Source organism: Microbacterium sp. Bi128 (assembly GCF_918698205.1).
The window spans coordinates 1-11671 of sequence record NZ_CAKKMM010000105.1 but is presented as its reverse complement, the minus strand read 5'-3'; the positions used below and the strand labels follow the sequence as shown (position 1 = coordinate 11671).

The 11671-nt window shown below is 71.5% G+C and carries 10 protein-coding genes and 1 pseudogene; 4 read left to right on the top strand and 7 right to left on the bottom strand.

Annotated features, from left to right (window positions below; all coding sequences use genetic code 11):
* From LQV45_RS10100 to LQV45_RS10075, 6 genes and pseudogenes are all read right to left on the bottom strand, one after another.
* A pseudogene (locus tag LQV45_RS10100) lies at window positions 1–310 on the bottom strand (ABC transporter permease); the annotation flags it as partial.
* Window positions 307–1104, bottom strand: coding sequence for an ABC transporter ATP-binding protein (locus LQV45_RS10095; protein ID WP_230006896.1), 798 nt, complete (start codon window positions 1102–1104; stop codon window positions 307–309). The pseudogene LQV45_RS10100 and the gene LQV45_RS10095, both read right to left, overlap by 4 nt.
* Window positions 1101–2081 carry an ABC transporter permease gene (locus tag LQV45_RS10090; RefSeq protein ID WP_230006895.1) on the bottom strand — a complete coding sequence of 327 codons (981 nt, stop codon included), beginning with the start codon at window positions 2079–2081 and terminating at the stop codon, window positions 1101–1103. Before LQV45_RS10090 ends, LQV45_RS10095 begins: the two co-directional genes overlap by 4 nt.
* The gene (locus tag LQV45_RS10085) at window positions 2078–3106 is read right to left on the bottom strand and encodes a TIGR03842 family LLM class F420-dependent oxidoreductase (RefSeq protein WP_230006894.1); all 1029 of its coding nucleotides are present in this window, start codon (window positions 3104–3106) and stop codon (window positions 2078–2080) included. The genes LQV45_RS10090 and LQV45_RS10085 overlap by 4 nt, the downstream gene beginning before the upstream one ends.
* 11 nt (window positions 3107–3117) lie before the next feature.
* The gene (gene hydA / locus LQV45_RS10080) at window positions 3118–4554 is read right to left on the bottom strand and encodes a dihydropyrimidinase (RefSeq protein WP_230006893.1); all 1437 of its coding nucleotides are present in this window, start codon (window positions 4552–4554) and stop codon (window positions 3118–3120) included.
* A gap of 1 nt (window position 4555) precedes the next feature.
* Window positions 4556–5404 (bottom strand): nitrilase-related carbon-nitrogen hydrolase, encoded by an 849-nt coding sequence (locus LQV45_RS10075; protein WP_230006892.1) that lies wholly within the window; start codon window positions 5402–5404, stop codon window positions 4556–4558.
* Window positions 5405–5508: 104 nt separating this feature from the next.
* Here LQV45_RS10075 and LQV45_RS10070 point away from each other — a divergent pair, with 104 nt between their 5' ends.
* The 4 genes from LQV45_RS10070 (at window position 5509) to LQV45_RS10055 (ending at window position 10791) form a co-directional block, all read left to right on the top strand.
* Window positions 5509–6906 carry an aminotransferase class I/II-fold pyridoxal phosphate-dependent enzyme gene (locus tag LQV45_RS10070; RefSeq protein WP_230006891.1) on the top strand — a complete coding sequence of 466 codons (1398 nt, stop codon included), beginning with the start codon at window positions 5509–5511 and terminating at the stop codon, window positions 6904–6906.
* Between the two features lie 51 nt (window positions 6907–6957).
* Window positions 6958–7794, top strand: coding sequence for an aldo/keto reductase (locus tag LQV45_RS10065; RefSeq protein WP_230006890.1), 837 nt, complete (start codon window positions 6958–6960; stop codon window positions 7792–7794).
* Window positions 7791–9626 (top strand): thioredoxin domain-containing protein, encoded by a 1836-nt coding sequence (locus tag LQV45_RS10060; protein ID WP_374208177.1) that lies wholly within the window; start codon window positions 7791–7793, stop codon window positions 9624–9626. The genes LQV45_RS10065 and LQV45_RS10060 overlap by 4 nt, the downstream gene beginning before the upstream one ends.
* Window positions 9627–9699: 73 nt before the next feature.
* The gene (locus LQV45_RS10055; protein WP_230006889.1) at window positions 9700–10791 is read left to right on the top strand and encodes a hypothetical protein; all 1092 of its coding nucleotides are present in this window, start codon (window positions 9700–9702) and stop codon (window positions 10789–10791) included.
* A gap of 39 nt (window positions 10792–10830) precedes the next feature.
* Here LQV45_RS10055 and LQV45_RS10050 read toward each other — a convergent pair whose 3' ends face one another.
* The gene (locus LQV45_RS10050) at window positions 10831–11592 is read right to left on the bottom strand and encodes an AAA family ATPase (RefSeq protein ID WP_230006888.1); all 762 of its coding nucleotides are present in this window, start codon (window positions 11590–11592) and stop codon (window positions 10831–10833) included.
* Window positions 11593–11671: the final 79 nt, after the last annotated feature.

Here is an 11671-nt window from a genome sequence, read left to right as displayed (position 1 = left end):
CCGCGAGGGCCGCCACCAGGGGAGCGGTCATGCCGTCCGCGGGGCGCCAGGTGGCGGCCAGGGCGGCGAGGGCGACGGCGACGACGCTCCCGGCGACGAGGCCGACGAGGGCGTTGGTGCCGGTGATCACCGAGGCCTCGGCGATGAGCGGGAGGCGCTGGAGGCCCTCGACGAGGATCGCGCCGGGGTCGGGGAGCATACGCGGTGCGCTCCCCGAGGCGACGAAGGCGAACCACACGCCGAGGCCGAGCAGACCCACCGCGATCGGGGCCGCGACGCGCAGCCAGGAGGGGAGCCGGGTCGCCGTCATCGCTCGTTCGCCCGTTGCACCGGGGAGCCGTGGAGCGCTTCGCGCACCGCGGTCACGCGCGTGAAGTACTCGGGCGATTCGCGCAGGGCCTCGTCGCGGGCCCGTCCGGGTCGCGTGTCGATGACCTCGGTGATGCGCCCGGGACGCGGGCTCATCACCACGACCCGGTCCGAGAGGAACACCGCCTCGGGGATCGAGTGCGTCACGAACACCACCGCCGCGCCGGTCTCGGCGGCGATGCGGGCGAGTTCGGTCTGCAGGCGTTCGCGCGTCATCTCGTCGAGCGCGCCGAAGGGTTCGTCCATGAGGAGCAACTGGGGCGACGCGGCGAGGGACCGGGCGATCGCGACGCGCTGCTGCATCCCGCCGGACAGCTGGTCGGGGTAGCGGCCGACGAAGTCCGACAGTCCGACGAGGTCGGCCAGTTCAGCGACGCGCGCGTCGCGCCGGGCCTTCGACCAGCGATGGAGTTCCAGCGGCAGCGCGATGTTGGCCGCGACCGTCCGCCAGGGGAGGAGCCCCGCCTGCTGGAACGCGATGCCGTAGTCCTGGTCGATCCGCGCCTGTCGGGCGCTCTTGCCGAAGATCGTCAGGTCGCCGCCCGTGGGGGAGTCGAGGTCGGCGAGCAGGCGCAGCAGCGTCGACTTGCCGCACCCGGAGGGCCCGATGAGCGAGACGAATACGCCGGCGGCGACGTCGAGGTCGACGTCGGTGAGCGCGACGACCTCGCCGTCCGCGCCGGGGAAGACCTTGCCGACGCCGGCGGCGCGGACGGCGGGAGCGGGAACGGTCACCGGATCTCCTCTCCTCGGCGGAACCGCTGCAGGGTCACGCCGATGATCGCGACGCCGCCGGCGGCGACGAGGCCGATCGCGACGGTGCCGAAGGTGGGGGCCCATGGGGCAGCCGGGTCGGAGGACGCCTGACCCGCGAGCTGGATGAGCATGCGGCCGATCCCGCCGCGCAGCCCGATCGAGACCTCGGCCACGACCGCGCCGACGACGGCCGAGGCCGCGGCCAGACGCAGGGCGGGGAGCAGGTGCGGGACGGCGGCCGGCAAGCGCAGGTGCACGAGCGTCTGCCACCATCCGGCGGCACCCGCGTGGAACAGGTCGAGGTGCAGCGCGTCGGGGGAGCCGAGGCCGCGGAGCACCCCGAGGGCGACGGGGAAGAACGCCAGGTACGAGGCGATCAGCGCGACCGAGAACCACTGGGGCCACGGGAACACCCCGGCGCGGTCGATCTGGTTGCCGAGCGCGTTGACGACGGGGGCGAACGCGATGAGCGGCACGATCTGGCTCACGACGATCCACGGCAGCAGCCCCCACTCCACGAGCCGCCACCGCTGCATGGCGATGCCCAGGATGCCGCCGACGGCGACGCCGATGAGCCATCCCAGGGCCGCGAGGCCCAAGGTCGTCCCCGCGGCTTCGAGCACCGAGACGATCAACGGCGGTGTCGAACCGCCGCTGGTCGGGGCGAACAGGCGCGCGACCATGTCCCCCACGTGCGGCATGGCGCGGTCGTGGGTGCGGGGGAGCAGGATGACTCCCGATCCGGCCGAGCCGTCACCGCCGACCGTGACGCCGTCCGCCGGTCCGAGGAGCTTGTACAGCTCCCACAGCGCGACGACGGCGGCCACCCCGGCGACGCCCCAGCCCACGCGCGCCGCAGTGCTGGAGGGGCGCCCGCGGCGGCCGCGCGGCATCCCTCCGCCGGGGGCGGTGACCACCGCGGTCGCCGATCCCGGGGCGAGCGCCTGGTCGGTCACCGTTTCGCCGTCACCGGGGGAGTGAGCGCGGGGATCACGGTCTCGCCGTAGACCCGCATCGTCTCCTCCTTGTTGTCGTGCTGGAGGTAACCGGCGAACTGGGTGACACCGAGTGCCCGGAGCTTCTCGAGCTTGGCGATGTGCTCCTCGGCGGTGCCGAGCACGCAGAAACGCTCGACGATCTCGTCGGGGACGAAATCGACGTGGTCGTTGTCGCTCTTGCCGTGGGAGTTGTAGTCGTAGCCCGTGCGACCGGCGATGTAGTCGGTGAGGGCGGCGGGCACGTCGGAGTCGGCGCCGTACTTCGCGACGATGTCGGCGACGTGGTTGCCGACCATCCCGCCGAACCACCGGCACTGTTCGATCATGTGCGCGCGGCTCTCGGGGGTGTCCTCGCCGATGTACATGGGCGCGGCGACGCAGAAGGCGATCTCGTCCGGGTCGCGGCCGGCCTCCTCCGCCGCGCGGCGGACGGTGGCGATCATCCACTCGGCGATGTCGAGGTCGGCCAGCTGCAGGATGAACCCGTCGCCCACCTCACCGGTGAGCTTCAGCGCGAGGGGGCCGTAGGCGGCGACCCACACCTCCAGCTCCGATCCGCGGCTCCACGGGAACTGCAGCGTCGCGCCGTTGTACTCCACCGCACGGGAGTTCCCGAGCTCGCGGATGACGTGGATCGACTCGCGCAGGGCCTTCAGGGTCGTGGGCCGGCCGTTCGTGACCCGCACGGCCGAGTCGCCCCGGCCGATGCCGCAGATCGTGCGGTTGCCGTACATCTCGTTGAGCGTGGCGAACGTGGATGCCGTGACCGTCCAGTCGCGGGTCGCGGGGTTCGTCACGAACGGGCCCACCGTCACGCGGCGGGTGGCGGCGAGGATCGCCGAGTGCACGACGTACGGCTCCTGCCACAGCAGGTGCGAGTCGAAGGTCCACACGTGGCTGAAACCGTGCGCCTCGGCGAGCTGAGCGAGCTGCACCGTGCGGGCCGCGGGCGGGTTCGTCTGCAGGACGACTCCGAAGTCCATGGGGTCTCCTCTCAGACCAGGTACTGGCTCAGGCCGCGCTTCACGAAGCGCCCGTCTCCCCGGGCACCGATGTAGGCGCCGTCGTCGACGACGACCTTGCCGCGCGAGAGGACCGTGTCAACGTGCCCGTCGATCTCGTAGCCCTCCCACGCGGAGTGGTCCATGTTCATGTGGTGGGTCTTGCCGAGCCCGATCGAGGTGTGACCGGCGGGGTCGTAGACGACGATGTCGGCGTCGGCGCCGGGGGCGATCACGCCCTTCTTCCCGTACATGCCGAACATGCGCGCCGGGGTCGTGCTGGTCAGCTCCACCCAGCGCTCGAGCGTGATCTGGCCGGTCACGACGCCCTGGTACATGAGGTCCATCCGGTGCTCGACCGAGCCGATGCCGTTGGGGATCGCGCGGAAGTCGCCCAGTCCGAGCGTCTTCTGGTCCTTCATGCAGAACGGGCAGTGGTCGGTGGAGACCATCTGGATGTCGTTCGTGCGCAGCGCCTGCCACATGTGGTGCTGGTGGCCCTCGTGCTTCGACCGCAGCGGAGTGGAGCACACCCACTTCGCCCCCTCGAAGTCGCCCCACTCCTCGCTCGTCGCGCCGAGCTGGTCCTCGAGCGAGAGGTAGAGGTACTGCGGGCACGTCTCGCCGAACACGTTCTGGCCGTTGTCGCGGGCCCAGGCCAGCTGCTCGACGGCCTGCTTCGCGCTGACGTGCACCACGTACAGCGGTGCGCCCGTGAGGTGCGACAGCATGATCGCGCGATGCGTGGCCTCCTCTTCCATCTGCCACGCGCGGGCGACGCCGTGGAAGTACGGCGAGGTCTTGCTCTTCTCGATAAGCTGTTCGGCCAGCACGTCGATGACCGGACCGTTCTCGGCGTGCATCATCGTCAGCAGCCCCGTGTCCGCGGCGACCTGCATCGCGCGGAGGATCTGCGCGTCGTCGGCGTAGAACACGCCGGGGTAGGCCATGAACATCTTGAAGCTCGAGATGCCCTCGTCGATGAGGCCCGGCAGAGCGGCGAGGGAATCGGCATCCACCCCTCCGACGATCTGGTGGAAGCCGTAATCGATCGCGCAGTTGCCCGCCGCGAGCTCGTGCCAGTGCGCGAGGCCGTCCTGCACGCGCTCGCCGGCGCGCTGCACGGCGAAGTCGACGATCGTCGTCGTCCCGCCCCAGGCGGCGGCGCGCGTGCCGGTCTCGAAGGTGTCCGAGGCGCTCGTGCCGCCGAAGGGTAGCTGCATGTGCGTGTGCGCGTCGATCCCGCCGGGGATGACGTACTTCCCGGTCGCGTCGATCACGCGGTCCACGGATGCCGTGAGGTCATGGCCGAGCAGCGTGGAGCCCGGGGCCACCACGGCGGCGATGGTCTCGCCGTCGAGCAGCACGTCGGCGGCGGAGCGTCCGGTCGCCGAGACGACGGTGCCACCGGTGATGAGGGTCGTCGCCATGTCAGGCCTCCACGATCTCGCCGTACGTGTCCGGACGACGGTCGCGGTAGAACTGCCAGTCGTCGCGCATCTGCTGTACGAGGTCCATGTCGAGGTCGCGGACGAGGATCTCCTCGTGCTCCGACGAGCCCACCGCGCCGACGTGGTTGCCGCGCGGGTCGATGACCTGGCTCGTGCCGTAGAAGGAGACGGCATCCTCGCCGTACTCGTTGTCCTCGCGTCCCACGCGGTTGGGCTGCAGTACGAAGTAGCCGTTGGCCACGGCGGCGCACGGTCCCTCGACCTCCCACAGCCGATTGGAGAGACCGGGCTTGGTCGCGTTGGGGTTGAACACCATGTGGGCGCCGTTCAGGCCCAGCTCGCGCCATCCCTCGGGGAAGTGGCGGTCGTAGCAGATGTACATGCCGACCTTGCCGACGGCGGTGTCGAAGACGGGGTAGCCGAGGTTCCCGGGACGGAAGTAGAACTTCTCCCAGAACTTGTCGAGGTGCGGGATGTGGTTCTTGCGGTAGCTGCCGAGCACGGTGCCGTCGGCGTCGACGAGCACGGAGGTGTTGTAGTAGACGCCGGTCTGGGCCTCTTCGTAGATCGGCAGCACGGTGACGAGCCCGAGCTCCTTCGCCAGGGCGGCGAACCGCTGCACGATGGGCCCGTCGACGGGTTCGGCGTAGCGGTAGTACTTCTGGTCCTGAGTGATGCCGAAGTAGGGGCCGTAGAACAGCTCCTGGAAGCACAGCACGTGCGCGCCCTGCGCGGCGGCATCCCGCGCGAACTGCTCGTGCTTGTCGAGCATCGACTCCTTGTCGCCGGTCCAGGTCGTCTGCGTGATCGCCGCGCGCACCGTCGTCATGGGAATCCCTCGTTCCTCCGGGCCGTCGTCCGGTTCTGTTACTGTCGCGCTTGAACATTTCTCCACGATTTCCACGAGTGACCACGCCGTAAATTGGGGGCCGGATGATCTCGCCCGACGTGCTCGTCGAACGCACGCCCGCCGGCATCGCCGCCGAGATCGCCCGCCTGGTCAGCGACGGGACGCTCGCGCCCGGCGCGCGGCTGCCGACCGTGCGGGAGGTCGCCGCGGCGCTCGGGGTGTCGACGGGCACGGTCGCGACGGCCTGGAGAGCGCTCGCCGACGCCGGGGTGGTGTTCTCGCGCGGGCGCGCCGGGACCTTCGTCCGTGCGGAACGTCGAGAGTGGCTGAGCCCCCGGGTCCAGGGCATGTCGGCGGACCGCGTGCAGGGAGCACCCCGGGGCCTCGGCGCCGGACGCGAGGCGGCCGCGGCGCTGCGGTTGGACCTCTCGCTCGGGACACCCGACCCCGCCATGCTGCCCTCGCTCGAGCGAGCGCTCGCCCGGGCCCGGCCGCGTGCCGACACCGGGCGGTACCACGACCTTCCGGTGCTCCCCGACCTGCACGACGTGCTGCGCGAGCAGTGGCCGGTGCGCGGGGTCGAGGCCCTCACGGTCGTGGACGGTGCGCTCGACGGCATCTCGCGCACCCTCGACCAGGTGGTGCGGTTCGGTGATCGCGTCGCGGTCGAGTCGCCCGGCTTCCCCTACTTCTTCGACCTCATCGAGGCGGCGGGCGGTGTCCCCGTCCCTCTCGAGAGCGATGCCGACGGCATCCTGCCCGCGTCTCTCGCCCACGCGCTCGCGCTCGGCCCGTCGGCCCTGCTCCTGCAGCCGCGCGCGCAGAACCCCACCGGGGTCTCGATGTCGCTCGACCGCGCCCGGCGGCTGGCGAACGTGCTGCTGACGGTTCCCGGGGGCACGCGGGTCACGGTGATCGAGGACGACCACTCGGCGCTCATCGCCACCGCGCCGCCCGTGACCCTCGCGCTGTGGGTGCCGGCCCAGGTCGTCCACGTCCGCGGCTTCTCCAAGTCGCACGGCCCCGACCTGCGCATCGCCGCGCTCGGCGGCCCCTCCGCGATCGTGGATCGCATCGTCCGTCGCCGCATGCTCGGCCCGGGGTGGACGTCGCGGCTGCTGCAGTCGGTCCTGTACGAGCTCCTCACCGATCCGCGCTCGACGGCGCCGGTGCGCACCGCCCGCCTGATCTACCGCGACCGTCTCGACCGGCTCGCGAGCGGGCTGCGCCGACTCGGCATCGAGGTGGGCGATCCGGACGGGATCAACCTGTGGATGCCGGTGCGCGACGAGCGGGCGGCCCTCGTGCACGCCGCGGTCGAGGGGATCGGCGTGGCCGCCGGCTCGCCGTTCGTGGTGGACACCGAGACGGCGGCGCCGGCCGCGGGCCGGGTGCGGGTCACCGCCGGATCGGTCGTCGAGAACGTGCGCCTGGTCGCCGAGGCGCTCGCGCGCGCGTCGACCGCGGCACCGCTCACGTGAACGGCGTCAACCCCGGACCCTGTGTCGCCCGCCCCTCCTAGGCTGAGGGACATGACTGTTCCCTCTGTCCAGCTCAATGACGGAAACTCCATCCCCCAGCTCGGCTACGGTGTGTTCCTCGTGCCCGCCGACGACGCCGAGCGCGCCGTGTCCGAGGCCCTCGAGGTCGGCTACCGCCACATCGACACCGCCGCGATCTACAAGAACGAAGAGGGCGTGGGCCGCGCCATCGCCTCCAGCGGCATCGCCCGCGACGAGCTCTTCGTCACCACGAAGCTCTGGAACGACCGCCACGACGGCGACGAGCCGCACGCCGCGATCGACGAGAGCCTCCAGAAGCTCGGCCTCGACGCGGTCGACCTGTACCTCATCCACTGGCCGACGCCGAAGAACGACAACTACCTCCACGCGTGGCAGAAGATGATCGAGATCCGCGAGGCGGGCAAGACCCGCTCGATCGGCGTATCGAACTTCCTCGTGCCGCACCTCGACCGCATCGTCGCCGAGACGGGCGTGACCCCCGCGGTCAACCAGATCGAGCTGCACCCCGCGCTCAGCCAGCGGGAGATCCGCGCGTGGGGTGCCGAGCACGACATGCACATCGAGTCGTGGGGCCCGCTCGGCCAGGGCAAGTACGACCTGTTCGAGATCCCCGCGGTGAAGGATGCCGCAGAAGCGCACGGCAAGTCGCCCGCTCAGGCGGTGCTGCGCTGGCACATCCAGCACGGTCTCATCGTGTTCCCCAAGTCGGTGCGCCGCGAGCGCCTCGAGGAGAACTTCGATCTGTTCGACTTCGAGCTGACCGCCGACGAGATGGCCGCGATCGACACCATCGATCCGGGCGACGGGTCGGGCCGCGTCGGCACCCACCCCGACGACCTGAACTGACGACGGACACGACGCTGAATCGCCTCGCGAACGCCTCGAGCCCCTACCTGCGGGCCCACGCCGACAATCCCGTCGCGTGGTTCCCCTGGGGGCCCGAGGCGTTCGCCGTCGCGGCCGAGCGCGATGTGCCCGTGCTCGTCTCGATCGGCTACAGCACGTGCCACTGGTGTCACGTGATGGCGCGGGAGTCGTTCCAGGATGCCGAGACCGCCGCCCTCGTCAACGACGGGTTCGTGGCGATCAAGGTCGACCGCGAGGAACACCCCGATGTCGACGCGGCGTATCTCGACGCGGCATCCGCGTTCACCCCGCACCTCGGCTGGCCGCTGACGGTCTTCGTCACGCCCGAGGGGCGGGCGTTCTACGCCGGCACGTACTTCCCGCCCGAGCCCCGCGCGCAACTGCCCTCCTTCCGGCAGGTGCTCGCCGCGGTCCGCGAGGCGTGGACCGAGCGCCGCGGAGAAGTGGATGCCACCGGTGTCGCGTTGCGCGACGCGCTCGCCGCCGCGGCGCCCGCTGCCGCCGACGCGATTCCCGACACGGACGCGCTGGCGGCCGCCGTCGCCGACGTCGCGTCCCGGGAGGACCGGGAATTCGGCGGCTTCGCTGCGGGCGTCTCGCTCGACTCCCCGAAGTTCCCCAACACCCCGGTGCTCCGCTTGTTGCAGCACCCCTCGCTGACGTCCCTCGTCCCGGACGCCGCAGGCGTGGCATCCCGCGCTCTCGACGCCATGACCCGGTCCGAGTTGCGCGACCCCGTCGAGGGCGGGTTCTTCCGGTACGCCACGCGCCGCGACTGGACGATCCCGCACTACGAGCGCATGCTCACCGACAACGCCGGGCTCGTCGAGGTCGCTCTCGCCGCGGGCGACGACGACACCGCGGCGGGGATCGCCGGATTCCTCGTCGACGTGCTGCAGCTGCCGACCGGCGGCATCGCGGCCGCCCAGGACTCCGAGTCGATCGTCGACGGGCAACGCTCCGAGGGCGGCTACTACCGTGTCACCGACCGGTCCGCGCTCGCCCCGCCGGCCCTCGACGGCAAGGTCGTCACGGGGTGGAACGGGCACGCGATCGCGGCGCTCGCCGCGGCCGGGGCCCGCACCGATCCCCGTTTCCTCGAGGCCGCCCGCTGGGCCGCCGACGCCGTGCTCGAGAGCAACGTCGGCGACGACGGCACGCTCCGCCGCGCGTCGCTCGACGAGATCCGTTCGACCGCGCCCGCGACCCTCGAGGACTACGGCGGACTCGCCCGGGGCCTCCTCGTCCTCGGCCGCGTGACCGGTGAGGTCGTGTACGCCGAACGCGCCCGCGCCCTGGTCGACGCGTGCCTGACGGTCGACGGCATCCGTCCTCCCGGGGGCGGCGACCCCGTGCTCGCGGTGCAGGGGATGCAGCCGCAGGGCGTCCCCAGCGACGGGGCCGCCCCCTCCGGACCCTCGGCATTCGCCGCTGCGGCGCTCGACCTCTGGCATCTCGGGGCGGGGGAGCGGTATCGCGAGGCCGCCGAGACGCTCGTCCGTGCCGCCGCCCCCGCGGCGATCGCTGCTCCCCTGGCGTACGGCGCGATCCTCGACGTCGCTCTCGGCCTCGCGACGCCCCCGCGTCAGGTCGTCGTGGTGGGCCAGACGGATGCCGCTCTTGCCGACGCCGCGCGCCGGGTCGCGGCCGACGTCGTCGCGGTGCTCACGGCCGAGCAGGCCGAGGACTTCGCTCGCGCCGGCTTCGAGCTGTTCGAGGGCAAGGTCTCCCGCGGCGGCGAGGCCACGGCCTACGACTGCCGCGCGTTCACGTGCGCCCTGCCGACGACGGATCCCGCGGCGCTGGTCTGAGGACCCGTCTGCTCTGGCCGATCCGCCCGTCCTCGGCCAGGATGTGGGATACCCGACGCTCGAGGAGGAGCCCATGTCCGCGCACGCCATTCCCGACACCCCAGAGATCCGCGCCCGGATGGATGCCGCCCAGGGCGAAGGCATGGCTGCCCTCGGCCTCCACGGCGCCGTGGTCGAACCGTGGGAGGACGGCTATCGCGCCGCGGACGCCGCCGACTCGACGTTCGAGTGGTGGTACTTCGACTGCCAGTTCGACGACGGCTCGACCCTCGTCGTGACGTTCTCGAACAAGCCCCACACCGATCCCGGCGGCCCGCTCGCGCCGACGGTGCTCGTGATCCGCCAGCACGCCGACGGAACGCGGACGCACGTGGAGCCCGTCTTCCCTGCGGAGACGTTCTCGGCGGCGACGGAGAGCTGCGAGGTCCGGATCGGCTCGAACACCGTCGTGGGCGACCTCGACACCTATCGCCTGCACCTCGATGTCGAGGGACTGTCCGCCGAGGTCACGATCCGGCGCGCGGCACCCTCCTGGCGGCCGGGCGCGGGGATCACGTTCTTCGACGCCGCGAAGTCGCACTATCTGGCTTGGGTCGTCCCGGTGCCGTACGGCACCGTGGAGGCGACGATCACGGAGGGCGGTGAGACCGTGACCCTCGCGGGCACGGCGTACCACGACCACAACTGGGGCAACCACCTCATGGGGTCGTTCCTCGACCACTGGTTCTGGGGTCGGGCCCACATCGGCGACTACACGCTGGTGTACGTCCAGATGACCACGAAGGGTCTGTTCGGGCTGGGGCAGATCCAGATCCCGACGTTCTACCTCGCGCGCGGCGAGGAGATCCTCACCGACGATCTGCTTCCCCTGCGCTTGTCCACGAGCGGCGAGGTCGACGGTCCGGGACAGCAGACGTACCCCACGCGCCTCGAATGGACGTGGGAGCGCGGCGACGACCGGATCTCCTTCATGGTGACCGAACCTCGGCTCATCGAGGCGCTCGACATGCGCCCGCATCGCACGCCGCTCTCCGCGGTGCTGCACGCCGGCGAGCACCCGGAGTACTACGACTTCACCGCCGACGCCGAACTCGACATCCGCCTCGGCGGCCTCGTCGATCAGGTCCGCGGTCGCACCCTCTACGAGAAGATGATGTTCCGCTGAGCCGGCGGCCGGGGGCGCGTCCCTTCGGCGCGCGCTCCGTCAGTCCAGGAGGTGCCGCAGGTATCGGCCGGGCGAGTCGAGGAACCCCCGATGCAGTCGCACGATCTCGAGGTCTTCCCACGCGGTCTCGCGGATGCCCCACTCCCCGAGCTCGAGGATGGTCGCGCCGGGGAGGGCCGCGAGCACGGGGGAGTGCGTCGCGCAGATCACCTGGGTACCCCGGGAGCGCATGCGGTCGAGGGAGGCCAACCACCGCAGGGTCGACGAGAACGACAGCGCCGCCTCGGGCTCGTCGAGGCACGCCAGACCGGCGACGTAGTGCGGGTGGTCGAGCGCTTCGTCGAGCAGGGCGTTGAAGGATTCGCCGTGGCTCATCGGATGCAGGCTCGGCGGGGCATCGGGCAGATCGTCGCGCCACGAGTAGTAGCCGTGCATGGTCTCGGCGCGCAGGAAGAACCCGAAGCGGGGAGCGCGGGGGCTCCGCTCCAGCCGCAGCCACTCGCCGAGCGGGCTCTCGGTGCGGCGGGTCTGCCCGCCCCCGTTCGTCGACCCGCCCTCGGCGGGCAGCCCGTAGGCCTCCGCGATGCCCTCGATCAGTGTCGACTTGCCCGAGCCGTTCTCACCGACGAGGAACGTCACGCCCGGGCCGAACTCCCAGCCGTCGCGGTCCGCGACCTCGAGGAACTGCGCGACAGCGGGGATCGCGGCGGGCCACGCCCGGGGATCGACCGCGGCGTCGTCGAACAGGCGCACCCGCTGGACCGGCCGCGGGTCGTGCAGCCACTCGTCGCCGCGGCTCACGATGTCAGATCCAGCTCGGCAGCCAGTTGTGCAGGCGCCAGAACTCGTACGGCACCGGGAGCGCCGTCCAGACCGGGTA